General features: G+C 71.4%; 21 protein-coding genes and 1 pseudogene. 4 read left to right on the top strand and 18 right to left on the bottom strand.

Annotation, left to right across the window (positions count from 1 at the left end):
• Window positions 1–43: 43 nt before the first annotated feature.
• The 5 genes and pseudogenes from JKG67_RS00180 to ftsZ all read right to left on the bottom strand — a co-directional run.
• Entirely contained in the window at window positions 44–337 is a 294-nt protein-coding gene (locus tag JKG67_RS00180; protein ID WP_203335253.1) for a YggT family protein, read from the bottom strand.
• Window positions 338–344: 7 nt separating this feature from the next.
• Window positions 345–812, bottom strand: a complete 468-nt coding sequence (locus tag JKG67_RS00175; protein ID WP_238997760.1) for a cell division protein SepF — start codon at window positions 810–812, stop codon at window positions 345–347.
• Between the two features lie 58 nt (window positions 813–870).
• Window positions 871–1,575, bottom strand: a complete 705-nt coding sequence (locus tag JKG67_RS00170) for a YggS family pyridoxal phosphate-dependent enzyme (RefSeq protein WP_203335252.1) — start codon at window positions 1,573–1,575, stop codon at window positions 871–873.
• Window positions 1,572–2,306: a peptidoglycan editing factor PgeF gene (gene pgeF, locus JKG67_RS00165; protein ID WP_307816345.1), complete on the bottom strand. Its 735-nt coding sequence runs from the start codon at window positions 2,304–2,306 to the stop codon at window positions 1,572–1,574. Before pgeF ends, JKG67_RS00170 begins: the two co-directional genes overlap by 4 nt.
• A gap of 256 nt (window positions 2,307–2,562) precedes the next feature.
• Window positions 2,563–3,502: pseudogene (gene ftsZ, locus JKG67_RS00160) on the bottom strand (cell division protein FtsZ); the annotation flags it as partial.
• Window positions 3,503–3,778: 276 nt separating this feature from the next.
• On the opposite strand from ftsZ, the gene JKG67_RS00155 reads away from it, so the two are divergent.
• A complete protein-coding gene (locus JKG67_RS00155) occupies window positions 3,779–4,561 on the top strand; it encodes a maleylpyruvate isomerase family mycothiol-dependent enzyme (RefSeq protein ID WP_203335250.1) in 783 nt (260 codons plus the stop codon).
• Here JKG67_RS00155 and JKG67_RS00150 read toward each other — a convergent pair.
• The 13 genes from JKG67_RS00150 to mraZ all read right to left on the bottom strand — a co-directional run bounded on the left by JKG67_RS00150 (window position 4,558) and on the right by mraZ (window position 18,590).
• Complete coding sequence (locus tag JKG67_RS00150) at window positions 4,558–5,295, bottom strand: cell division protein FtsQ/DivIB (protein ID WP_203335249.1); 738 nt, start codon at window positions 5,293–5,295, stop codon at window positions 4,558–4,560. The genes JKG67_RS00155 and JKG67_RS00150 overlap by 4 nt on opposite strands.
• The gene (murC, locus tag JKG67_RS00145; RefSeq protein WP_203335248.1) at window positions 5,288–6,709 is read right to left on the bottom strand and encodes a UDP-N-acetylmuramate--L-alanine ligase; all 1,422 of its coding nucleotides are present in this window, start codon (window positions 6,707–6,709) and stop codon (window positions 5,288–5,290) included. Before murC ends, JKG67_RS00150 begins: the two co-directional genes overlap by 8 nt.
• Window positions 6,706–7,776 carry an undecaprenyldiphospho-muramoylpentapeptide beta-N-acetylglucosaminyltransferase gene (murG, locus tag JKG67_RS00140; RefSeq protein WP_203335247.1) on the bottom strand — a complete coding sequence of 357 codons (1,071 nt, stop codon included), beginning with the start codon at window positions 7,774–7,776 and terminating at the stop codon, window positions 6,706–6,708. The genes murC and murG overlap by 4 nt, the downstream gene beginning before the upstream one ends.
• Window positions 7,777–7,780: 4 nt before the next feature.
• Window positions 7,781–9,010 (bottom strand): putative lipid II flippase FtsW, encoded by a 1,230-nt coding sequence (gene ftsW / locus JKG67_RS00135; RefSeq protein ID WP_307816343.1) that lies wholly within the window; start codon window positions 9,008–9,010, stop codon window positions 7,781–7,783.
• A gap of 27 nt (window positions 9,011–9,037) precedes the next feature.
• Window positions 9,038–10,522 (bottom strand): UDP-N-acetylmuramoyl-L-alanine--D-glutamate ligase, encoded by a 1,485-nt coding sequence (gene murD, locus JKG67_RS00130; protein ID WP_203335246.1) that lies wholly within the window; start codon window positions 10,520–10,522, stop codon window positions 9,038–9,040.
• Window positions 10,522–11,592 (bottom strand): phospho-N-acetylmuramoyl-pentapeptide-transferase, encoded by a 1,071-nt coding sequence (gene mraY, locus JKG67_RS00125; RefSeq protein ID WP_203335245.1) that lies wholly within the window; start codon window positions 11,590–11,592, stop codon window positions 10,522–10,524. Before mraY ends, murD begins: the two co-directional genes overlap by 1 nt.
• Complete coding sequence (locus JKG67_RS00120; RefSeq protein WP_238997802.1) at window positions 11,589–12,983, bottom strand: UDP-N-acetylmuramoyl-tripeptide--D-alanyl-D-alanine ligase; 1,395 nt, start codon at window positions 12,981–12,983, stop codon at window positions 11,589–11,591. The genes mraY and JKG67_RS00120 overlap by 4 nt, the downstream gene beginning before the upstream one ends.
• A 5-nt stretch (window positions 12,984–12,988) precedes the next feature.
• Window positions 12,989–14,503 (bottom strand): UDP-N-acetylmuramoyl-L-alanyl-D-glutamate--2,6-diaminopimelate ligase, encoded by a 1,515-nt coding sequence (locus JKG67_RS00115; RefSeq protein ID WP_504739125.1) that lies wholly within the window; start codon window positions 14,501–14,503, stop codon window positions 12,989–12,991.
• A gap of 22 nt (window positions 14,504–14,525) precedes the next feature.
• Window positions 14,526–16,268: a peptidoglycan D,D-transpeptidase FtsI family protein gene (locus JKG67_RS00110; RefSeq protein WP_307816342.1), complete on the bottom strand. Its 1,743-nt coding sequence runs from the start codon at window positions 16,266–16,268 to the stop codon at window positions 14,526–14,528.
• Window positions 16,265–16,846 (bottom strand): cell division protein FtsL, encoded by a 582-nt coding sequence (ftsL, locus tag JKG67_RS00105; RefSeq protein ID WP_203335243.1) that lies wholly within the window; start codon window positions 16,844–16,846, stop codon window positions 16,265–16,267. The genes JKG67_RS00110 and ftsL overlap by 4 nt, the downstream gene beginning before the upstream one ends.
• Window positions 16,843–17,841 (bottom strand): 16S rRNA (cytosine(1402)-N(4))-methyltransferase RsmH, encoded by a 999-nt coding sequence (rsmH, locus tag JKG67_RS00100; protein ID WP_203335242.1) that lies wholly within the window; start codon window positions 17,839–17,841, stop codon window positions 16,843–16,845. The genes ftsL and rsmH overlap by 4 nt, the downstream gene beginning before the upstream one ends.
• A 9-nt stretch (window positions 17,842–17,850) precedes the next feature.
• Window positions 17,851–17,988, bottom strand: coding sequence for a hypothetical protein (locus JKG67_RS00095; protein ID WP_203335241.1), 138 nt, complete (start codon window positions 17,986–17,988; stop codon window positions 17,851–17,853).
• 173 nt (window positions 17,989–18,161) lie between these two features.
• Window positions 18,162–18,590 (bottom strand): division/cell wall cluster transcriptional repressor MraZ, encoded by a 429-nt coding sequence (gene mraZ, locus JKG67_RS00090; protein ID WP_203335240.1) that lies wholly within the window; start codon window positions 18,588–18,590, stop codon window positions 18,162–18,164.
• A gap of 175 nt (window positions 18,591–18,765) precedes the next feature.
• On the opposite strand from mraZ, the gene JKG67_RS00085 reads away from it, so the two are divergent.
• The 3 genes from JKG67_RS00085 to JKG67_RS00075 are packed head-to-tail and all read left to right on the top strand — an operon-like array spanning window position 18,766 to window position 23,230.
• Window positions 18,766–19,728, top strand: coding sequence for an AAA family ATPase (locus JKG67_RS00085; RefSeq protein WP_203335239.1), 963 nt, complete (start codon window positions 18,766–18,768; stop codon window positions 19,726–19,728).
• Window positions 19,728–20,966 carry a DUF58 domain-containing protein gene (locus JKG67_RS00080; RefSeq protein WP_203335238.1) on the top strand — a complete coding sequence of 413 codons (1,239 nt, stop codon included), beginning with the start codon at window positions 19,728–19,730 and terminating at the stop codon, window positions 20,964–20,966. The genes JKG67_RS00085 and JKG67_RS00080 overlap by 1 nt, the downstream gene beginning before the upstream one ends.
• Window positions 20,963–23,230, top strand: coding sequence for a transglutaminase TgpA family protein (locus JKG67_RS00075; RefSeq protein ID WP_203335237.1), 2,268 nt, complete (start codon window positions 20,963–20,965; stop codon window positions 23,228–23,230). Before JKG67_RS00080 ends, JKG67_RS00075 begins: the two co-directional genes overlap by 4 nt.
• Window positions 23,231–23,240: the final 10 nt, after the last annotated feature.

Below are 23,240 nucleotides of genomic sequence, written 5' to 3'. Positions count from 1 at the left end.
GTCGAACGATAGCGGCTCGACGGGTCCACCTGCGACAGCGGACTCATCGCAAGAAGATACTCCCCACCACGGAGAGCAGCAGGTACGCACCCACCAGGACCACCAGGAAGGACAGGTCCAGCGCGAAGTTGCCCAGGCGCAGCGGCGGGATCACCCGGCGCAGCGCCTTGATCGGCGGGTCAGTGGCCGAGTAGACGACCTCGAGCCCGACCAGCACCGCCCCGCTGGGGTGCCAGGAGCGCGCGAAGACCTGCACCCAGTCCACGATGAAGCGCACCCAGAGCAGGGCGATGAACGCGAGGAGAAGCCAGTAGAGGGAATAACCGATGACAGCCACGCAACACTCAACTCTGGTTGAAGAAGCCGTCCTCGGCGATCCGCTGCTTGTCCTCGGCGGCGACGGTGACGTTGGGAGGAGACAACAGGAACACCTTGCTGGTCACTCGCTCGATGGTTCCTCGGGTGGCGAAGATCAACCCCGCAGCGAAGTCGACGAGACGCTTGGCGTCGGCGTCGTCCATCTCGGTGAGATTCATGATCACCGGCGTGCCGTCGCGGTAGTTCTCGCCGATCGTGCGCGCCTCGTTGTAGGTGCGCGGGTGCAAGGTGGTGATCCGAGACAGCTCGGCGACCACCGCGCTGGGGCCCTGACGGCGGCGCTGGGCCAGGTCAGCCACCGGAGCCGGCTGTGCCGGGCGAGGTGCCTGACGGCGCGGCGCGCGCGACTCGTCCACATGGTCGTCGTACTCGTCGTACCGGCCGGTGTCCTCGAGCAGGCCGAGGTATTCGCCGATCTTGCGCATCGCGCTCATGACTTCTCGCCCTTCACCAACGGCGCATCCGGTGAGGATGCGTTCTTGTGCTGTGACATTACCCGTTCAACTCCCTCTCTCCGAGCACCGCGCGTCCGACACGCACGTGTGTCGCACCGTGTGCGATCGCTGCTTCCAGATCGCCGCTCATCCCCGCTGACAGCACCCGGGCTTCGGGGTGCTCGGACCGGAGTCGTTCAGCCACCACTGCCAGCCTGGCGAAAGCCGCCCTCGGGTCCTCGTCGAGCGGCGCCACCGCCATCACGCCCGCGACGTTCAGCCCGTCGGCCTCAGCGATCAGGGCGGCGAGTTCCAGCACCCGGTCGGGGTCCGCGCCGGCGCGACCCGGCCCAGCCGAAGGCGGATCCAGACTCACCTGGACCAGACAGTCCAGCGGCTCCGGCAGGCCGCGAGCGAGCCGTCCGCGCCCCAGCGGGGCGACCAGCTTGGCCCGGTCCACCGACTCCACCACGTCGGCGTACGACGCGACCGCGGCGGCCTTGTTGCTCTGCAGGCTCCCGATGAAGTGCCAGGTCACCGGGGCCGTCACCTGGGCCGCCTTGGCCATCGCCTCCTGGTGACGATTCTCACCCACATGGGTGACCCCGAGCCCGGCGAGCAACTCCACATCGCTGGCCGGGAAGTGTTTGGTGACCACGACCAGCTGGACCGCTCCGGGGTCCCGTCCGGCCGCGGCGCAGGCATCGTCGATGCGGGCGTGCACGGCAGCCAGGTTCGCGGCCAGCGCGTCCCGGCGACTCATGCCGCACTCCGGATCCGCACCAGGCCGGCGAGCCGCCCGGCTTCGGCGCCGTCGCGCCGGTGGGAGTAGAGATCCGCGGATTCGCGGGTGCAGCGGCTCGCGTCGATCACCTCGACCCCGGAGCGCCCCAGTTGGGCACGCACCCCGGCAGCCAGGTCGATCGACGCAGTTCCCCAGGAGGTGAGGGCGCGCGTCTCGGGTTCGATGGCAGCCACCTCGTCCTGCATGGACGGGGGCACCTCGTAGCAGCCGGCGCAGATGTGGGGGCCGATCCAGGCGGTGATCCGCTCCGCGGCCAACGCCCGCATCTGGTCGACGACCCGGCTCACCAGCCCCACCTGCACGCCCCGGCGACCGGCGTGGGCGACGCCGACCACCCCGACCACCGGGTCGGCGAGCAGCACCGGCACACAGTCGGCGACGCGGACCACCAGGACCAGGTCGGCCGCGTCGGTGACCAGCCCGTCCGCCTCGCCGGGGTCGTCGAGCGCATCGGCCAGCACCGCCACCCGGTCGCCGTGCACCTGCGTCATCGCCCGGGCCGGGGTCGCTTCCGGCGCGAAGTCGTGGAGCACCCGGTGCAGGTTCTCGGCGACTCGGTGGGGCAGGTCGGCGGTGTTGATCCCCAGGTTGAGTTCATCGAAGGGAGCGGCACTGACCCCGCCGAACCGGTCCGTGAAGGCCAGGTCGACGGGGCCGATGGCGGTGCGGAACGAGTACACCCGGCTCACTTCAAGAAGTCGGGCACGTCCAGGTCGTCGTCATCGAACTGCACCTGGCGGGGCTGCGCGACCGGCGCCGGAGGCTGCTGCGGAGCACGGACAGCGGCACCGGCCGGGACCGACTCGGGCTGCCTGGGCGCGGGAGCAGGAGCCTGCTGGCCCTGGAGTTGACGGACGGCGTCGCGGACCTCTTCCTGGCTCTGCTTCTTCGGCTGCGGCCGCCCGAGCACACTGGCGCCCTCCTCGCGACGCTTGGGCTGTCCACCATCGAAGCCGGCGGCGATGACAGTCACCCGGACCTCGTCGCCCAGAGCGTCGTCGATGGTGGCACCGAAGATGATGTTGGCCTCGGGGTGCGCCGCCTGCGACACCAGCGCGGCGGCCTCGTTGATCTCGAAGAGACCGAGGTCGGAACCACCGGCGATGGAGAGCAGTACGCCGTACGCGCCGTCGATCGAGGCCTCCAGGAGCGGCGAGGAGACGGCCATCTCTGCGGCCACCACGGACCGGTCGTCGCCGCGCGCCGACCCGATGCCCATCAGCGCCGAGCCCGCATTGGCCATCACCGACTTCACGTCGGCGAAGTCGAGGTTGATCAGGCCCGGGGTGGTGATCAGGTCGGTGATCCCGGAGACGCCCTGGAGCAGCACCTGGTCGGCCTGCTTGAACGCGTCCAGCATCGAGACGCTGCGGTCGCTGATGGAGAGCAGCCGGTCGTTGGGGATCACGATCAGGGTGTCGACCTCCTCGCGGAGGTTGGCGATGCCCTGTTCGGCGGAGTTCGCCCGCCGCCGTCCCTCGAACGCGAACGGCCGGGTCACCACACCGATGGTCAGGGCGCCCAGCGAACGGGCGATCCGGGCGACGATCGGAGCGCCGCCGGTGCCGGTGCCACCGCCTTCGCCGGCGGTGACGAAGACCATGTCGGCGCCCTTGATGACCTCTTCGATCTCATCCGCGTGATCCTCGGCAGCCTGGGCACCCACCTCGGGGTTGGCTCCGGCTCCGAGCCCTCGGGTCAGTTCACGGCCGATGTCGAGCTTGACGTCCGCGTCGCTCATCAGCAACGCCTGCGCGTCGGTGTTGATGGCGATGAACTCGACGCCCTTGAGCCCGACCTCGATCATCCGGTTGACGGCGTTGACGCCTCCCCCACCGATGCCGACGACCTTGATGATGGCCAGGTAGTTCTGCGCTGCTGCCATGACGGCTCGCCTTCCGTTGGATCGTGTCGGTTGTCTGATGCTGGAGGGGAAGCCACGCGATCGACACGATCCGGGATCCTGCTCCGGAACTCTAACCCTGAGGCTGAGGGTTAGAGTTATGTCAACCTTGTGATGCTGAAGACAGTAGGGCCGAGTCGGGGTGATTCCCGGGCAACACGCCGCGTGTCGGCCCGAAGTTTGTCCACGGATCCGCATCCGTCCCGGCCGCAGATCAATTCGATTCCCTCGGCCTGCTGCCGCCAGTAGCGTGAGGTCATGCACCGAGAGTCCGTGATCCGCGACGAAGCCACCCGCTTCGCTGAGGTTCTCGCCGGCACCGACCCGCAGGCCCGCTGCCCCAGTTGCCCGGACTGGTCGGCCGACGACCTGCTCTGGCACCTCACCGAGGTCCACCTCTTCTGGGGCGGGATCCTTCGCAGCGGAGCGCTCACCGATGCCGAGGTGGCGGCCGTGGACGAGGCGAAGCCGACCCGACCCACCGACACCGCGTCGCTGCTGCGACTGCGTGAACGCGCCACCGCCGACCTGCTCGCCGAGTTGGAGCGCCTGGGCGACGACGAACCACGCTGGACATGGTGGCCCGCGGAGCAGACCGTCGGGTTCACCCGTCGGATGCAGACCTACGAGGCCACCTTCCACCGGATCGACGCCGAGTTGACCGCCGGGCTCACCCCCGACCCGATCAGCCCCGACGTCGCCGCCGGCGCGGTGGACCATTGCGTCGACGTGATGTGGGGATGGTTGCCCGGATGGGCCAGCTACGACGTCGCCACCACAGCCCGCTTCGTGGCGACCGACACCGGCGCCGACTGGCTGGTGGAGGTGGGCCGCTGGAGCGGGACCCAGCCCACCTCGGGCACCTGGTACGACGTTCCCCGCGCCCTCCGGGCTTCCGAGGGGACACCTCGGGTCACCGCCACCGGCACGGTCGAGGACCTGGCACGCTGGGCCTGGGGGCGCGGCGACCAGGTCGACCTCACCGGCGAACCCGAGGCGGTGGCCGCGGTGGCGGCACTGATCGCCGAGGGCATCGACTAACGAGTGGTCGGCTGCCCCGGCACCGAGACGTCGTACACCGCGGCGGGTTGTGCCAGCAGCGCGGCCAGCACCCGTGCCTTCTCCGCGGAACCCTCGGCACTGCCCCACTCGACCCGGCGACCGTCGAGCAGCAGCAACGAGATCCGGTCCACGGTCCGCACCTCGACATGATCCACCTCGGCCGCGACCTCCTCGGGCAGCGCCGCGATCACCTTCGCACCCTCAGCCAGCGCCTCCCGCTGGGTGGCGCCACCGGTGACCACCCGCGGCAGCCCGTCCGGGGCGGTCTCGTACCCGAAGAAGAGGACGCCCTCGGCGTCCATCGCCCGGATCGATCCACCGACCTCGACGATCGCGAGAGGCACCCGCTCGGTGACCTCGATCCGCAGCCCGTCAGGCCAGGCGCGGGACACCTCGGCGGACTTCACCGGCGCCAGCGCCTCCACTCGGCTCTGCACGGCCTTGAGATCCACCCGGGCCAGCGGGGTGCCCACCGGCAGCTCCGCCGCACTGATCACCCGCTGGGCAGGCAGACCGTCCACCCCGGTCACCTCGGCATCGACGAGCGCCAGGTGGTCGGAGAAGAACACCAGCCACCCGCCGCCGACCAACGCTGCCAGCAGCAGCACCACGGCCAGCACCGGACGCCAGGTGAGCCACCGCCGTGACCACTGCCGACGGACGAACCGCTGGCGTTCCCGCTGGGACGGGTCGACCTCGGTCCGCTCAGCCATCGCGACCGTCGGAGAGCGCAGCGAGCAGCAGCGGGCCGACCTCGGTGACATCGCCGGCGCCCAGGGTCAGCACCAGGTCACCGGGGTTGCTCCGGGCGATCAGCTCGCCGACCACCCGGGCCCGGTCGGCGACGAAGGAGACCCGCTCGTCGGGCAACGGCACCGCGGCGGCGACCGTGCCTCCGGTCACCTCCGGGTCGGCGTCCTCGCGTGCCAGATAGACGTCCAGGACCACCACCTGATCGGCGGCTCCCAACGCCCGCCCCATCTGGGCTCCGAAGATCCGGGTACGGGAGACCAGATGCGGCTGGAAGGCCACCACCAGCTGCCCGTCGCCGGCGACCGCTCGAGCCGCCTCCAGGTCTCCGGTGATCTCGTTCGGGTGGTGCGCATAGGAGTCGAAGACCCGGACGCCGGCCGCCTCCCCCTTGAACTCCATCCGACGCTTGGTGCCGGCGAAGCCGGCCATCCCCGCGGTCAACGCCTCGAAGTCGTGACCCAGCTCCAGGCCCAGCGCCAGCGCCGCGACCGCGTCGACCAGATAGTGCCGGCCGGGGATCTGCAACCGCAGGGTGCCCAGCAGGTCCGGCCCGTGGCACACCTCGGCCGCCGAGTCCCGGCCGGCGAACCTGACGTCGCTGAGCCGGTAGTCGGCGTCGGGGTGTTCACCGACGGCCACCACCCGCAGCCCCCGCCCCCTCGCTACGTCGGCCAACGCGGCCGCACCCGGGTCGTCGATGCAACAGACCACGAAGCCGGACGCGTCGATCCGGTCCAGGAACTCCTCGAAGGCGGCCCGGTAGGCCTCCTCGGTGCCCCAGTTGTCCAGATGGTCGGCCTCGACGTTGGTGACCACCGCAGCGTAGGGCGAATAGACCAGGAAGGCGCCGTCGCTCTCGTCCGCCTCGGCCACGAAGTCCGCCCCGGAGCCGTGCCGGGCGTTGGTGCCGAGTTGGTGCAGTTCCCCACCGACGGCGAAGGTGGGGTCCGCCCCCGCAGCCAGCAGGGCGACGGTGAGCAGCGACGTCGTGGTGGTCTTGCCGTGCGTGCCGGCCACCGCGAGCGTCCGCCGGCCAGCCATCACCGAGGCCAGGGCGGCCGATCGCGGCCAGACCCGCAGCCCGGCAGCCTGGGCCGCGACCACCTCGGGATTGTCCTCGCGGACCGCCGTGGACACGACCACCGTGTCGGCGTCGCCGAGGTGCTCTGCGGCGTGTCCCACGTGCACCCGGGCGCCGAGGTCGCGCAGTGCCTGCAGCGTCGGCGAGTCGTTGGCGTCGCTGCCGCTGACCTCGATCCCCCGCTCCAGCATGATCCGGGCGATCGCGGAGAGCCCGGCGCCGCCGATGCCGATGAAGTGCACCCGCCCGAGTTCCTCGGCGGGCAACACCCGTGCCGGAACGTCGACCCTCATCGGGCCGTCTCCAGCACGATCCGGGCCAGCACGTCGTCGGCGTCCCGGCGGATCAGCGCCGCGGCTGCCTGCCCCATCACCTGCAGCCTGGCCCGGTCCACGGCCAGCGCGGGAACAGTGGCAGCCACATAGTCCGGTGTGAGCGCGCTGTCCTCGACCATCAGCCCGCCACCGGCGGCCACCACGGGTGCGGCGTTGTGCGCCTGCTCGCCGTTGCCGATGGGCAGCGGCACGAAGATGGCCGGCAGGCCCGTCGCGGCCGCCTCGGTGACGCTGGAGGCGCCGGCACGACAGATCACCAGATCGGCGGCCGCATAGGCCAGGTCCATCCGGTCCACGAACTTCTCCACCACGTAGGGCACTCCCGTCTGCTTCGGTTGTGCCTCGCCGTTCGGGCCGATCACGTGCAGGACCTGTACGCCGGCGTCCGCGAACGCTCCGCTCGCGGCAGAGACCGCCTGGTTGAGCCTGCGGGCGCCCTGCGACCCTCCGGTGACCAGCACGGTCGGGCGTTGCGCGTCCAGGCCGAAGAACTCCCGGGCCTCGGCACGCATCGCCTCCCGGTCCAGCATGGAGATCATCCGCCGGATCGGCAGGCCGACGTACTCGGCGTGACGCAGCCGGGTGTCGGGGAAGCTGACCGCCACCCGGTCCGCGAGCCTGGCACCGACCTTGTTGGCCAGTCCCGGCAACGCGTTCTGCTCGTGCACCACCAGCGGCAGGGTGCGCCGTCGGGCCGCGAGGTAGGCCGGCATCGACACATAGCCGCCGTACCCGACCACCACGTCGGGCTGGACCCGGTCGAGGACCGCCAGGGTCTCCTTGACCGCGGCCCGCAGCCGCCCCGGCACCCGGAACAGGTCGGCGCCGGGTTTGCGTGGCAGCGGCACCGGCGGGATCAGCTCCAGCGGGAAGCCGGCCGCCGGCACCACGGTGTTCTCCAGTCCCCGCGGGGTGCCCAGGCAGGTGATCTCGACGTCGGGGCGCAACCGGCGCAGGGCGTCGGCAGTGGCCAGCAGCGGGGAGGTGTGGCCGGCAGTTCCTCCGCCGGCGAGCAGGACGCGCATGTGCTCAGTGTGCCCTGCGCCCCAGGCCGGACAGACCGACGGCTCGGGTCCGGCGGCGGGCCGCCAGCGCGAGCGCGGCCTCGGGTTCCCGGCGAGCGAAACCGACCAGCAGACCGAGTGCCACCAGGGTGGGCACCAGCGAGGAACCGCCGAAGGAGAGCAGCGGCAACGGGATGCCGATCACCGGCAGCAGGGTGAGCACCATGCCCACATTGATGACCATCTGGCCGGACAACCAGGCCACGATCCCGAAGGTCGCGTAGCGGATGAACGGCTCCTCGGTGCGCAACGCCACCCGGATGGCCGCGAAGGCGATCACCCCGAACAGCAGGACCACCAGGCTGGTGCCGACCAGGCCGAGCTCTTCGCCGAGCACGGCGAAGACGAAGTCGGTGTGCGCCGCAGGGAGCTGGCCCCACTTCTGCTGGCTCGCCCCGATCCCCTTGCCGAAGATGCCACCGGAGGTCAGCGCGAAGAGGCCGTGGGCCGGCTGCCAGCCGGTGGCCAGGTAGTCCTTGAACGGGTCGGTGAAGGTCATGATCCGGGCCACCCGGACGGAACTGGTCCCGGCCAGCGCGAACGCCGCCACCCCCAGTGCGGTGAAGGCGAAGGCGAAGAGCCGGGCGGGGGCGCCGACCACCCAGAGCATCGCCAGCAGGATCCCCATCATCACCAGCGCCGTGCCCAGGTCACGACCCCAGATCACCAGGCCGGTGATCAGCAGGAGTCCGGGCACCACCGGGATCAGCACGTGCGCCAACTCTGCGAGACGGCGCTCCTTGTTGGCGTAGATGTGCGCGGCCCAGAGCACGATCGCCAGCTTGGCGACCTCGGCCGGCTGCACCTGGAAGGGGCCGACGGCCAGCCAGTTCGTGTTGCCGCCGATCTCGCGCCCCAGGCCCACCTGGGTCAGCGTCAGCATCACCACGGACGCCCCGAAGGCCGGCCAGGCCAGAGCCCGGACCAGCCGGATCGGCAGCCTGGAGGCGACCCACGCACAAGGCAGCCCGATGCCCACCCACATCAACTGTCGGCGCACGATCGCGTACGAGTCGCCGTCGTACACCCGGAAGGCGTAGACGCTGGAGGAGCTGAGCACCATGATCAGCCCGATGGTGAGCAGCAGGGCCGAGGCGCTCAACAGCAGGTAGTACGAGCTCAGTGGCCGGTCCAGGGCGCTGCGCAGTGCGCGCATCCGCTCCCGCACCATCGAGGGGGCCTGCACTGTGGTCACCAGTGGGCTCCTCCTCGTCCGCCGTACTCAGTCTCCGTGTGCTCGCCTGGCCACCGCTGCGGTGAACCGGTCGCCACGCTCCGCATAGTTCGCGAACTGGTCCATGGACGCACATCCCGGCGCCAGCAGCACGGTGTCACCCGAGCGGGCGAGACCGGCGGCCGCCTCCACGACACGGTCCATCAGTTCGTGTGTCCCAGTCTCACCGCCATCGACGGCGATGACCGGGACATCGGGCGCGTGTCGGGTCAGCGAGTCCGCGATCACATCCCGGTCCCGGCCGATCAGCACCACACCCCGCAACCGGTCGCGCACCCCGGCGACCAGGTCGTCGAAGCGGGCGCCCTTGGCGAGACCCCCGGCGACCCAGACCACGTGGTCGAAGGCGGCCAGCGACGATCGGGCGGCATGGGGGTTGGTCGCCTTGGAGTCGTCGACCCAACGCACACCGTCGATGGTGCCGACCGGCGTGATCCGGTGCGGCTCCGGCTGGAAGCCGGCCAGCCCGTCACGTACCGCCGCCTGGGGTACGCCGTGGGCTCGCGCCAACGCCGCGGCCGCCAGCGCGTTGGCGACCTGATGCGGCGCCGCCGGCGAGCCATCCGGGTTGGCCAGGTCCGCCACCGTCGCGAGCTCGGCGGCGCTGTGCTCACGCTCGGCGATGAACGCCCGGTCGACCAGGATGCCGTCGACGACGCCGAGACAGCCGACCGGCGGTGTGCCCAGCGTGAAGCCGACCGCCCGGGCTCCCTCGATCACGTCGGCCTCACGGACCAGGTCCTCGGTGACCGGGTCGGCCAGGTTGTACACGCAGGCGGAGCTGACCCGCTCATAGATCCGGCCCTTGTCCCGGGCGTAGGCGGTCATCGGGTCCACGTCTCCGGTCCAGCCCGTGTACCAGTCGACGTGGTCCTCGGCGACATTGAGCACGGCAGCCGCCTGGGCGCTCATCGAGTGGGTGTAGTGCAGTTGGAAGCTGGACAGCTCGACCGCCAACGCGTCGTACTCGATGCCGTCCATCACCGCCTCGACGATCGGCATCCCCACATTGCCCACCGAGATGCTCCGGCGACCGGCAGCGGCCAGGATCGCCTGCAGCATCTGCACGGTGGTGGTCTTGCCATTGGTGCCGGTGACCGCCAGCCACTCGCTGCGCACGCCCGGGTCCCGAAGCCGCCATGCGAGCTCCACCTCACCCCAGACGGGGACGCCGCGCTTTTGGGCCTGCCGGATCAGCGCGGCGTCGGGACGCCATCCCGGCGACACCACCAGCAGGTCGGCCTGCTCCGGCAACTCCGCCGTGCAGCCGGGCCCGAGACGGACGTCGGCACCGAGGACGCCGAGCAGCTCGGCCTCCTCGGCCCGGCCCGTGCCGGACTCGTCGAGCACGGTCACCCGCGCACCCAGGTGGGTGAGGTTGTCGGCGGCCGCGAAGCCGGAGACACCGAAGCCGGCCACCACGGCCCGGACGGCCTCCCACGAGTCGTGCCGCCCCAGGGTGTGGGGGTCCATCAGATGTTCACCACCCACTGGGCGTAGAAGAGGCCCAGCCCTCCGGCCACGAAGAGGCCGGTAAGGATCCAGAACCGGATCACCACCGTGACCTGCTCCCAGCCGAGCATCTCGAAGTGGTGGTGCAGTGGCGCCATCCGGAAGATCCGTTTGCCGCGGGTGACCTTGAAGTAGCCCACCTGCAGCATCACCGAGACCGTCTCGATGACGAAGATGCCGCCGAGGATGATGAGCAGCAGTTCGGTGCGGGTCAGCACCGCCAGCCCGGCCAGCGCCGCGCCCAGGGCCAGCGACCCGGTGTCGCCCATGAAGATCTGGGCCGGTGAGGCGTTCCACCACAGGAAGCCGAAACAGGCCCCGGTGATCGCCGCGGCGACCACCGCCAGGTCGAGTGGATCTCGCACCTCGTAGCAGGTGGGACCCGGCTCGATGGCGCAGAACTGGTTGAACTGCCAGATGTTCACGATCGTGTACGCGCCGAAGACCAGGATCGAGGCGCCGGTGGCCAGCCCGTCGAGGCCATCGGTGAGGTTCACGGCGTTGCTGAAGCCGGTGATCAGGAACCAGATCAGCAGCACGGCCAGGATCGGCGGCAACGCCAGCCACCCGATGTCACGGAGGAAGGAGATGTGCTCCGAGGCCGGCGTCCTTCCCCGGTGATCGGCCAGCCAGGGCGACAGTGCCAGCGCTCCGAAGGTCAACGCGATGACGGTCTGGCCGATCATCTTGGCCTTGCTGCGCAGGCCGAGATTGCGCTGCTTGTAGACCTTGATGAAGTCGTCGAGGAAGCCGACGGCCCCCATCCCGACGAACAGGAAGAGCAGCAGCAGCGCCGAAGCCGACGGCACCTGCCCGGTGATCAGCTTGGCGCCGAAGTAGCCGACCACGGCCGCCAGGATGATCACCGTGCCACCCATGGTCGGGGTGCCCCGCTTGGTGTGGTGGCTGGTGGGCCCGTCGTCGCGGATCTCCTGCCCGTACCCCTTGCGGGTGAAGTAGCGAATCGCGTAGCGGGTGCCGATCAGGGAGATCAGCAGGGCCAGCCCCCCACCCATCAGGATCGCTCTCATCGACTCTCCTCAGTTGCCGTCACTGCGAGTGCTGCTTCGGCGACCGCCTCCAGGGCCACTCCCCGGGAGGCCTTCACCAGGACGGCGTCGCGCGCGCCGACATTCTCCCGCACCCAGGCGACGATCTCGTCGCGGCTCGCGGTGACGAACACCTCACCCTGCCAGCCGGCGGCCAGCGCCCCTTCGAGGTACCACTCCCCCGGCGTGCCCAGCACCACCAGGACGTCGACCCCGAGTTCGGCCGCGTGTCGGCCGACCGCTCGATGCGCCTGCGCGGCCGTGTCCCCGAGCTCGCGCATCTCGCCGAGTACGGCGATGGTGCGCCGCTGGTTGCGCTGCCCCAACACCGCCAGCGTGTCCAGCGCCGCACGGACGGACTCGGGGTTGGCGTTGTAGGAGTCGTTGAGCACCAGTGCTCCGTCGGCACGGGTGTCGAGCTCCATCCGCCACCGCGACCCGGTGGGCGCGTCGGCCAGTGCCGCGACCGCGGTCGCGGCGTCCATGCCGGTGGCCACCGCCATCGCCACGGCCACCGCCGCGTTGCCGAGCTGGTGCTCCCCCGGTTGGCCCAGGGCGAGCCGGGCGGTGCCGTCTGGCCAGTACAGGTCGGCGGCCGGCCGACCGAGGTCGTCCAACTCGACCGGACCGAGCCGGAAGTCGGCGTGGTCACCGTGGCCCACCCCGATGACCCGGGCACCGGTCCGGCTGCGCATCTCGGTGACCCTCGGGTCGTCGACGTTGAGCACCGCGGTGCCGTCGGTCGGCAGTGACTCGACGATCTCGCCCTTGGCCTGGGCGACCGCGTCGGGGCCACCGAACTCACCGAGGTGGGCGGTGCCCACGTTGAGCACGGCAGCCACGCTCGGGGGCGCCACCGAGCAGAGGTAGCTGATGTGGCCGACGCCCCGGGCCCCCATCTCCACCACCAGATGATCGGTCGCCGGGTCGGCTCGGAGTGCGGTCAGCGGCACCCCCAGCTCGTTGTTGAGGTTGCCCGCCGTGGCCACGCACCGGCCGCTCACACCGAGCAGGTGCGCGAGATAGTCCTTGGTGCCGGTCTTGCCCGCCGAGCCGGTGAGTGCGAGGACCACCAGGCCGTCGGCGACCAGCCGGTCCACCACGTGGCGGGCCAGTCGACCCAGGGCGAGGACCGGGTCCTCGACCAGCACTGTCGGTACGCCGGTGGCACGCGTACCCAGCACCCCGGCGGCGCCACCGGCCACCGCGGCCGACGCGAAGTCGTGGCCGTCGACGCGCTCGCCGGCCACCGCGACGAAGAGGCCTCCCGGCTCGACGGCCCGGGAGTCGACGAAGGCCGGGCCGGTCACCACGACGCCGGTGTCGTCACACACACGGCCGTCGACCACGGCCGCGATCTCGGCCAGCGTCATCGCGATCACGGGGTCGCCTCCAGCGCACGCAACTCCTCGGCCAGCACCACCCGGTCGTCGAACGGACGCACCACACCCCCGGACTCCTGGCCGGTCTCGTGGCCCTTGCCGAGCACCACCACGATGTCACCAGCCGTCGCGCCACGGACGGCACGACGGATCGCCAGCCGGCGATCACCCTCCTCCACCACGTCGCACTGGCCGGCGGCCCCGGCGATGATCTGGGCGCGGATGGCGCTGGGATCCTCCGACCGTGGGTTGTCGTCGGTGACCACGAGCAGGTCCGCAGAGCGGGCTGCGGCCGCCCCCATCGAGGTCCGTTTCCCCGGGTCCCGGTCCCCACCGGCGCCGAGTACCACCACCAGCCGGCCGGTGAGCGGCCGGAGCGTGTCGAGGACCGCGGCCACCGCGTCGGGCTTGTGGGCGTAGTCGACGATCGCGATGCACGCCTGCCCCACGTCGACACGCTCGAGTCGGCCCGGAACTCCCGGGCCGGTGGCGATCCCGGCCGCGACCAGCACCGGGTCCAGGCCGGCCTCGGCGCTGGCTGCGATCGCGGCCAACGCGTTGGAGACGTTGAAGGCGCCGGCGAGCGGCACCGCTGCCGCCACCCGCACTCCGTCGGGGCCGAGGACGGTGAAGGTGGATCCGTCCGCCCCGAGCCGGACGTCGATCGCCCGCCAGTCCGCGTCCTCCGCTTCGACCGCATAGGTGCGGACCGGCACGGTCGCCTCGGCCGCGAGCCGGCGGCCGTGCTCGTCGTCGATGTTGACCAGACCCAGCCGGGTCCGCTCGGGCGTGAACAGCACGGCCTTGGCCTGGTAGTAGTCCTCCAGGTCGCGGTGGAAGTCGAGGTGGTCGCGCCCCAGGTTGGTGAACACGGCAACGTCGAAGACCACGCCGTCGACGCGACCGAGCACCAGGGCGTGACTGGACACCTCCATCGCGCAGGCGGTCACGCCGTCCTCACGCATCCGGGCGAAGAGGCCGTGCAGATCGGGTGCTTCGGGGGTGGTCAGCACGGTGGCCAGGTCGCGACCCGCCACCCGGGTGCCGACGGTGCCGATCACCGCAGCCGGGACCCCGCCGGACTGCCACGCCGACTCGGCGAGCCGGGTGGTGGTGGTCTTGCCCTGGGTGCCGGTCACCGCCACCAGACGCAACGCCGTGGCAGGCTGGCCATAGACGGTCGCCGAGACCGCCCCCAGCACCGCGCGCGGGTCATCGGTGACGAGCAGCGGCACCCCGGCCGGTGCGGCGGCCGCCCCCGCGTCGTCGGTGAGGATCGCCACCGCACCGGCCGCGACGGCGTCGGGGGCGTACTCGATCCCATGCGCTCGGGCGCCGGGCAGGGCGGCGTAGAGGTCGCCCGGGCAGACCCGCAGGCTGCTGAGGCTGATCCCGGTGACCTCGACGTCGCCGAGATCCCGGCCGCTCACCCGGTCACCGACCAGGGCGGCCAGCGGAACCGGTCTCGGGTGTCGCGGCCGCAGCGGCTGGGTGTCGGTCACGTCAGTCACGCAGGCGAGGGTACGCGCCCGCTCACCACTCGTGCGCCAGGTCGGTGCCCGGTGTCCCGGTGGGTGGTACGGCGTACCGGTGCAGGAGGTGCCCCATGATCTTGGCGAATGCGGGACCGGTGATGGAGCCGCCGCCGCCGCGGGTCCCGGGGTTCTGCACCACCACGTAGACGGTGAACCGGGGGTCGTCCGCCGGGGCGAACCCCGCGAAGGAGACGGTGAAGGTGCCGTCGTAGCAGCCGCAGTCCGCCCCCACCCGCTGAGCTGTTCCGGTCTTCCCGGCCACCCGGTAGCCGGGCACCTGGGCGCGCGGCGCCACACCGGCCTCGGGGTCGACGACCAACTCCATCATCTCCGCGGTGTCGCGTGCGGCCTGGCTGCTGATCACCCGGGTGGACGTCGCGGTGTCGGTGCCCACCTCGGTGCCGGTGTCGGTGGTGGCGACACCACGGACCAGGCTCGGATCGACCCGGACGCCGTCGTTGGCGACCGCGTTGACGGCCGCGATCATCTGCAGCGCGTTCACCGAGAGCCCCTGACCGAAGGCGATCGTGTCGTGGCTGAGCTGGGACCAGTTGGCCACGTCCGGCAGCAGGCCCCGTGTCTCACCGCGCACACCCACGTCGGTGCGGGCACCGAGACCGAAGCGGACCAGGTAGTCGTGGAGCTCCTCGCGGGTCAACTCGCTGGCGGCCAGGATGGTGCCGACGTTGGAGGACTTCGACAGCACACCGGCCAGCGTGAGCCGGATGTCACCGTGCTGCCAGTGGTCGCGAATGGTGCGGCCGGAGCGGCGGATGTTGGGCGGCACCTCGATCTGGGTCTGCGGGGTCACCTTGCCGGCATCGAGCAGTGCCGCCATGGTCAGCACCTTCTCCACCGAGCCCGGTTCGTAGACGTCCTGCATCGCCCGCGAACCGAGATCCGCCTTCGGCGCCTCGAGCGGTGCCCGGGCATCGAACGTCGGATGGTCGGCCAGCGCCAGGATCTCCCCGGTGCGGGTGTCCATGACGATGGCGACGCCGGACTCGGCGCGGGCGCCCTCCACGGTGCTGCGCAACACCCGTTGCACGAACCACTGCAGGTCCCCGTCGATGGTCAGCTGCAGGTCGTCGCCGTGACGCGCCGGGACCACGGTGCTCTCGCCGAGCGGGATCCGGTTGCCGAACCCCACCTGGTAGCGAGCGGAACCGTCAGTGCCGGACAGCGTCCGGTCGAAGGTGAGCTCCAGGCCGGCCAGCGGATCGCCGTCGGCGCCCATGAAGCCGAGCAGGTTCGCCGCCACGTCTCCGGTCGGGTAGTCCCGCACCGGGTCGTCGCGGGTGCTCAGCCCGGCGTATCCCAGCTCGCGGGCCTCGGCGACCACGTCCCGGGCGATGGCCGCAGGCACCCGACGGGCGATGTACTGGAACCGGGAGTCGGTCCGGCGCAACCGCTGCAGGGTGCCGAAGTAGTCCACGTCGAGGCGCTGGCTCAGGAACGTGGCGAGTTCGGGCGCGTCCTCGTCGGTGAGGGTGGGATCGGCCACCACCATCAGCCCGTCCACCGAGTGCGCCAGTGCCAGTCCGTTGCGGTCGCTGATGGTCCCCCGGCTGGCCGGCAGGGTCACCGTGACGGTGCCTTCGGTGGCCGCCATCACGGCGTACGACTTGGGGTCGATCGCCTGGAGCTGGACCAGTCTCGCGCCGAGCACCGACAAGACGATGGCGATCACCAGGAAGCCGACACGCAGCCGCAGCGCGGCCGAGGCACGGGCATTGCTCACTCGCCGCCACCTCCGCGGCGAGCCGCCCGCCGCTCAGCCCGCTGCTCTGCCAGTCGGTCGGCCTGTCGCTGCGCCCGCCGCTCGGCCCGGGTCGGTGGGGCCACCTCGATGATGCGCGGTGGCGGGCTCAGCTCACGCGGCTTGGGGGTGGGCAGCGGCTGGATCCTGATCCCGTCCTGGGGCGTGGCCGGCCGGGGCTCACCGAGGACCCGGCCGGTGGCCAGGTCGAGGAACGCGGGGCTGGTGGCCGGCACCATCCCCATCCGCTGCGCGGTCTCGGCGACACGCTGCGGATCACGCAGGGTGTCCAACTCCATCCGCAACGTCTGCTCCTGGGCCGTGAGGACGCGGGCCTGGTGCTCCAGCGAGGTGGCCGCGAACGACGCCTGCTGCATGGAGGTGTTGAAGAGCAGCAGGCCCACCACGCCACCGATCAGGAGCAGGGTCACCAGGGTCATGAACGGCACCCGGCTGGCGCGGGAGGGTCGGGGGCGAGGAGCCACGGTGAGCCGGGCGCGCCTGCCCGCCGCCTCGGCGAGCTTGGTCCTGCGGCGGTACTGGACGGCCGGCGTGCTCATCGAGTGGCTCCCTTCTGGTGGCTGTCTGGGTCTTCATGTCCGGGCCGGGTGGCGCGGACCCGTTCGACGGCCCGGAGTCGGACCGAGGCGGCGCGCGGGTTGGCGGCGATCTCGTCGGCGTCGGCCTTCTCGGCACCGCGGGTGATCCGGCGGAACTCGGGTTCGTGGCCCTCCGGCACGAAGGGCATATCGTCGGGGACATCGGTGCTGGTGACCTCGGCGAAGGTGCGCTTGACCAGCCGGTCCTCCAGGGAGTGGTAGGCCTCCACCACCACCCGACCGCCGACTCCGACCGCCTCGATAGCCGCGGGCAGCGCTCGGCGCAGCACCGCGAGTTCGTCGTTGACCTCCATCCGCAGCGCCTGGAAGGTGCGCTTGGCCGGATGTCCACCGGTGCGCCGCGCGGCGGCCGGGATGCTGTCGTAGAGCAGCTCCACCAGCCGGGCCGAGGTGGTGAACGGCTCGGTCTCCCGGGCCCGGACGATCGCGGCGGCGATCCGTCGTGCGAAGCGCTCCTCGCCGTACACGTGCAGGACCCGGGACAGTTCCTCGACGGGGTAGGTGTTGAGTACGTCGGCAGCGGACCGGCCGCGCTCGGGGTCCATCCGCATGTCCAGGGGCGCATCGGTGCGGTAGGCGAAGCCGCGCTCGACCCGGTCGAGCTGCATGGACGAGACGCCCAGGTCGAAGAGCACCGCGTCGACACGGTCGAGGCCCCGCTCGGCGAGCACCTGGCCGATCTCGTCGTAGACCGCGTGCACCCCGGTGAACCGGTCGCCGTACTCGGCGAGCCGCTCACCGGCCAGGGCCAGCGCGTCGACGTCCCGGTCGATGCCGATCACTCGGGCGGTCGGGCAGGCCTCGAGGACGGCGGCGCTGTGCCCGCCCAGCCCGAGGGTGGCGTCGACCAGCACACTGCGGGGTGGCTCCAGTGCCGGTGCCAGAAGAGCAACGACCCGGTCCAGCAGGACCGGGACGTGGGCGAGATCGTTCATCGCGGGGGCCTACCTGCCCAGTCCGGAGAGGAGCAGCAGAGCCACACAGCAGGCCATCGAGGCAGCCAACGAGAAGGCCATCACCGCCAGCGCCTCACGGGCCTGCTGGCGCACCCGCGGACGGGTGGGTGCTGGCGTGCTGCTCATCGGTGTCGACCCCTCGTCGTTCGTCGTGCTCGGTACTGCTGGCCGGGTATCGCGCCAGGTCCATGCCCGCTCCGTGCTTCTGGAACCGGGGAAGTTGCCCCAGATGCCTGGAGCGGGCCAGGACCTCGCGCGACACACGCTGCGCTGGTTGGTGCTTTTCAGTTGTGCTGGCTTCAGATGCCCGGGAAGACCTCGTCGCTGAGTTCGGAGAACTTCTGCTCCTGCTCCTCGGAGTAGGTCTGCCAGGCGCCCGGATCCCAGATCTCGATCCGGTTCATGGCACCGATCACCATCACGTCCTTGCTGAGCGAGGCGTACTCGCGCAACGGCGGCGGAATGTTGATCCGTCCCTGCTTGTCCGGCACCTCGTGTGAGGCGGCGGCAAACAACATCCGGACGTAGTCCCGGGTCCCCTTGTTGGTGACCGGCGCCTCACGGAGCCGGTCGGTCAACCTGGAGAAGTCGGTCATCGACCAGACCGTCAGGCAGCGCTCCTGCCCTCGGGTCACCACGAGCCCTTCAGCCAGTTCCTCTCTGAACTTCGCCGGAAGGAAAAGTCGCCCCTTGTCGTCCAACTTGGGCGTGTGGGTGCCGAAGAACATCCGACACCTCCGATCGGGGACTTTCCCTCCACTGCGCACCACCATACGCCACTTTCCCCCACGATCAACCATTCTTCTGGTGTCTTTCTCCCCGGCGCCTCCACTGCCGCGTCACCGAGCCCCCACCACACCCCGGCAGATACGGTGGGAGACACACGCAGACGGGAGAAGTGCGATGACCGCGCAAGGCAGCGCAGATGTGGGGACGGTGGCCCGGGCCGCCACCCGGATCCGGCAGAACATCGAGCGGGTGATCGAGGGCAAGACCGAGGTGATCGACACCGCGCTGATGGTGTTGCTCGCCGAGGGCCACCTGCTCATCGAGGACGTCCCCGGGGTCGGCAAGACGATGCTGACCAAGACCTTGGCCCGCTCCATCGACTGCTCGGTGCGCCGGATCCAGTTCACCCCCGACCTGTTGCCCTCGGACGTGACCGGCGTGTCGGTGTTCAACCAGCAGACCCGGGAGTTCGAGTTCCGGCCCGGCGGCATCTTCGCCAACCTGGTCATCGGCGACGAGATCAACCGCGCCTCCCCCAAGACCCAGTCAGCCCTGCTCGAGTGCATGGAGGAGCACCAGGTATCGGTCGACGGCGCCACCTACCGGCTCGAGCAGCCGTTCATGGTGGTCGCCACCCAGAACCCGGTCGAGATGGAGGGCACCTACGTCCTCCCCGAGGCGCAGCGCGACCGGTTCATGGTGCGCACCTCGATGGGCTACCCCACCGAGACCAGCGAGATCGCGATGCTGCGCAGCCACGCCAGCGCCGACCCCCTCGACGACCTGGAGCCGGTCACCGACGCCGCCGAGATCTCGAAGCTGATCCAGATCGTCACCCGGGTGCATGTCTCGGATCCGGTGGAGCGGTACGCCGTGGCTCTGGTGGCAGCCACCCGCCGCACCACGGAGTTCACCCTGGGCGCCTCCCCCCGAGCCACCCTGCACCTGATCCGGGCCGCCAAGGCCGCCGCCGCCCTCGCTGGCCGCGACTACCTGCTGCCCGACGACGTACGACAGTTGAGCGGTCCGGTGCTGGCGCATCGACTGCTGCCCACCGTCGAGGCCACCATGCACGGCCGGGACACCGCCTCGATCCTGACCGCCCTGGTTGCGACGGTGCCGGTCCCCGAACCCTGATGCGCGACTTCTGGAGCTCGATCACCCTGCGCGGGCGCGCGTTCCTGGCCGGTGGCGCCACCGCGGTGCTCTGCGCCGTGCTGGTCGACGAGGTCTCGCTGGTCCGCGCCGGACTGCTGGCGTGCCTGCTGCCGCTGCTCGCCGCCCTCACCCTCGCCGGGCACCGGCAACGCCTCCAGGTGCAGCGCTCCGTCTCACCCAAGGTGGTGGCCGCGGGCCAGCCCGCCCAGGTGCGACTGAGGTTGCGGAACCCCTCGGGACGGCGGTACGGCGTGCTCAGGGTCGAGGAACAACTCCCCTATGCACTGGGCTCCCGCCCCCGCTTCACCCTGATCGCCCCACGCAGGGGCTGGCAGGGCACCCTGGACTACCAGGTGCGTTCGGAACTGCGCGGGCACCACCTGATCGGACCTCTCACCCTGGTCGACTCCGATCCGTTCGGGATGGCCACCCGCAGCCACACCGAGTCCGAGGTGACGCCGCTGGTGGTCACCCCCCGGGTCATCGAACTGCCGCCGATCCATCTCGACGGTGCGTGGACCGGAGCCGGCGAGAACCGGCCCCGGGCCTTCGCCAGTGGCAGCCCCGAGGACGTCACCGTCCGGGACTACCGGCGCGGCGACGAGTTGCGCCGGGTGCACTGGCGCAGCACCGCCCGGGCAGGTGAACTGATGGTCCGCCGCGAGGAGCAGCCCTGGCAGTCCCGGGCCACCCTGGTGCTGGACAACCGGGACCGTTCCCATCGGGGCATCGGCAGCGCCTCCTCGTTCGAGACCGCGGTGATCGTCGCGGCCTCGATCGCCGAGCACCTGAGCCGGCGAGGCTGGACGGTGCGACTGCTCACTGCCGACGCGGCCGACCACACCCGCTGGCACGACCTGGCCGCCGCCTCGACCACGCTGCTCGAGCAGTTGGCGGTGGTGGACCTGGTCGACCACGAGGTGCTCGACCCCGCCTGGCTCGGCGACACCGGCCAGGGCGGCCTGGCCGTCACCATCCTCGGCTCGCTGCACCCGGGAGACACGGCGTGGTTGCGCCAACTGCGCAGCCACGCCAGTCAGGCACTGTCCATCTGCCTGGACACCGCCGCCTGGGCGTCGCCCGCACGGTCCACGGCCCCGTCGGCCCTCACCACGGTGCTCGGGTTGCGGTGGCGGGCCGTGCAGGTGGGCGCGGGCGACTCACTGCCGGCAGCCTGGCAACGACTGTCCTCGCGACCTGGCCGAGGTGCCTCGTGAACCGGCTGCTGATCACCGCGGTCGCGGCGGTGACCACGGTGGTCGCCACGCTCGCCTGGCGTGGCTTCAGCGAGGGCCCCGAACGGTACCTGCTGCCCCTCCTCGGCGTGGCCGCGCTGGTCGCCGTCTCCGGTGAGCTCGGCCGGAACCGGCGGGTGCCGGCCCTGGTCCTGGTGCCGGCCCAACTGGTGGTGACCGGGTGGGCCCTGGTCGGCCTTCTGGCCGGCTCCTGGCTGCCCGACCCCTCCGCATTGGCGGCGGCCCGGGACGCCATCGCGGCAGCGGTGGAGTCGGCGCGGCTGCACAAGGCCCCGGTCCCGGTCGACGGGCCGGGCGTGGATCCGCTGCTGCTGGTCTTCGGGGCCGGCTTCGTGCTCGTCGTCGACGCCCTGGCGAGCACCTGGCGACGACCCTCCCTGGTCGCCCTGCCGCTGCTGACGATGCTGGCGGTGCCGGTCGCGGTCACTGGCGATCCCGGGTGGGGGGTGTTCGCGGCGACCGCCCTGGGCCTGTGCCTGGTGCTGGCGCTGGACCAGGCGGGCCGGGTCCGGGCGTGGGGGCGGCGCGCCGGCAGCGGCTCCGGACGCCTGCGGCACTCGGTGCTGGCCGGTGGCGTCGCCGTCTCGGCGACGGCACTCGCGGTGACCGGAGCGTTGGTGGTGCCGACCGTCGGACTGGACGGCTTCGGCCTGGGCCCGGGCTCCGGCGGCCGTGAGCAGGTCACGCTGACCAACCCGATGGCCGACCTGCGCCGCGACCTGCGGCGCCCCGACGACGTGCCCCTGATGCGGGTGCGCACCGACGACCCGGACCCGTCGTACCTGCGGATCGCGGTGCTGAACCGCTTCGCCGGCAGCGTCTGGTCCCCCGGCGACCGGGACATCCCCAGCGATCAGAGCGCGGATGGTCCGATGCCGCCACCACAGGGCGTGCTGGCCAATATCACCAGCAGAAGTCACGAATGGGAGCTCCGGGCCACCGGGGAGTTCACCTCGACCTGGCTTCCGGTGCCGACCCCGGCGCTTGCCGTCGAGGCCACCGGGGACTGGCGCTACGACCTGGCCACCATGGACTTCCTGGCCGCCCGAACGCGCACCGACACCGCGGGCCTGGAGTACCGGGCCACCGGGATGCGACTCGATCTCGACGGCGAGCGGATGCGCCTGGCACTGCCGGGGAGACTGCTCGTCGACCCGCAGTTCATCGAGTTGCCGGGCGGGCTGCCCCAGGTGGTCGAGGCTCTCGCCGAGGAGGTCACCGCCGACCTGGAGAGCGACTTCGAGAAGGCGGTGGCGCTGCAGCGGTGGTTCCGCAGTGACGGCGGCTTCACGTATTCCCTGGACGTGGCCCCCGGCAGCGGCTCCGACGACCTGGTCAACTTCCTGACCGTCGACCGGACCGGGTACTGCGAGCAGTTCGCCGCCGCGATGGCCGCCATGGCCCGCAGCCTGGGGATCCCGGCCCGGGTGGCGATCGGCTTCCTCGCCGGCGAACGCCTCGACAACGGCGAATGGGAGTACTCCGCACACGACCTGCACGCCTGGGTGGAGATCTTCATCCGCGGGCACGGCTGGGTGCTCTTCGAGCCCACCCCGTCGGATCGAGCAGTGGCGGCACCCGGCTACACCGAGCGCGTGGAGGTGGAGCCGGGCGTCCCCGATCCGACGGCCGCTCCGACGCCGACACCGGAACCGACCACCGCACCTCCGGATCCCGGCGTGGAGCTGCCGGATGAGGAGCAGCCGAGCACCGGGGACGACACCGGACAGGCGGGGGTGCCCTGGCGTGGCCTGGCCGTGCTCGCCGCACTGGTGGGGGTCGCCGCCCTGCTGGCCTGCGTGCCGCGGGTGCTGCGGATGCGGCGGCGGAGAACGCGCAGGCGAGCCGGCGCCACCGCCGAGGACGCCTGGCAGGAGATGCGCGACGCTGCCCTCGATCTCGGCTACCAGGTGCCGCGGGGCCGGTCCCCCCAGGAGGCGGCCCTCGTCGTGGCCGGGTGGTTCGCCACCCCGTCGGAGCACCGCGATCCGGTGCGTCCCGAACGGGGACCGGAGACCAACCCGGCGGCTGCCGCCGCCCTGGACCGGTTGGTCCGGGCGTTGGAGGAGCAGCGCTACTCGGCGACCGGCGGGGTCACCGTGGCGACGGATCTGCATGCCGACACCGACGAGGTGGTGGCCGGACTCAGGGCGGGGGCGCCGCACCAGCGTCGTCGACGCGCCGACTGGCTTCCCGCCTCGCTGTGGCCGACCCGCCGGGAGTGACCCGATCCGG

The organism is Nocardioides limicola (assembly GCF_016827675.1).
Lineage (GTDB): Bacteria > Actinomycetota > Actinomycetes > Propionibacteriales > Nocardioidaceae > Nocardioides > Nocardioides limicola.
Note: the sequence above shows the minus strand (reverse complement) of the source record. Positions and strands in the feature narration are given on the sequence as shown.

What these genes read in the sequence shown, in the direction of transcription:
- JKG67_RS00175 (WP_238997760.1), bottom strand. Translation starts at nt 812, where the DNA reads ATGAGCGCGATGCGCAAGATCGGCGAATACCTCGGCCTGCTCGAGGAC.
- JKG67_RS00170 (WP_203335252.1), bottom strand. Translation starts at nt 1,575, where the DNA reads ATGAGTCGCCGGGACGCGCTGGCCGCGAACCTGGCTGCCGTGCACGCC.
- JKG67_RS00155 (WP_203335250.1), top strand. Translation starts at nt 3,779, where the DNA reads ATGCACCGAGAGTCCGTGATCCGCGACGAAGCCACCCGCTTCGCTGAG.
- JKG67_RS00150 (WP_203335249.1), bottom strand. Translation starts at nt 5,295, where the DNA reads ATGGCTGAGCGGACCGAGGTCGACCCGTCCCAGCGGGAACGCCAGCGG.
- murC (WP_203335248.1), bottom strand. Translation starts at nt 6,709, where the DNA reads ATGAGGGTCGACGTTCCGGCACGGGTGTTGCCCGCCGAGGAACTCGGG.
- murG (WP_203335247.1), bottom strand. Translation starts at nt 7,776, where the DNA reads ATGCGCGTCCTGCTCGCCGGCGGAGGAACTGCCGGCCACACCTCCCCG.
- murD (WP_203335246.1), bottom strand. Translation starts at nt 10,522, where the DNA reads ATGGACCCCCACACCCTGGGGCGGCACGACTCGTGGGAGGCCGTCCGG.
- mraY (WP_203335245.1), bottom strand. Translation starts at nt 11,592, where the DNA reads ATGAGAGCGATCCTGATGGGTGGGGGGCTGGCCCTGCTGATCTCCCTG.
- JKG67_RS00120 (WP_238997802.1), bottom strand. Translation starts at nt 12,983, where the DNA reads ATGACGCTGGCCGAGATCGCGGCCGTGGTCGACGGCCGTGTGTGTGAC.
- ftsL (WP_203335243.1), bottom strand. Translation starts at nt 16,846, where the DNA reads ATGAGCACGCCGGCCGTCCAGTACCGCCGCAGGACCAAGCTCGCCGAG.
- rsmH (WP_203335242.1), bottom strand. Translation starts at nt 17,841, where the DNA reads ATGAACGATCTCGCCCACGTCCCGGTCCTGCTGGACCGGGTCGTTGCT.
- JKG67_RS00095 (WP_203335241.1), bottom strand. Translation starts at nt 17,988, where the DNA reads ATGAGCAGCACGCCAGCACCCACCCGTCCGCGGGTGCGCCAGCAGGCC.
- mraZ (WP_203335240.1), bottom strand. Translation starts at nt 18,590, where the DNA reads ATGTTCTTCGGCACCCACACGCCCAAGTTGGACGACAAGGGGCGACTT.
- JKG67_RS00085 (WP_203335239.1), top strand. Translation starts at nt 18,766, where the DNA reads ATGACCGCGCAAGGCAGCGCAGATGTGGGGACGGTGGCCCGGGCCGCC.
- JKG67_RS00080 (WP_203335238.1), top strand. Translation starts at nt 19,728, where the DNA reads ATGCGCGACTTCTGGAGCTCGATCACCCTGCGCGGGCGCGCGTTCCTG.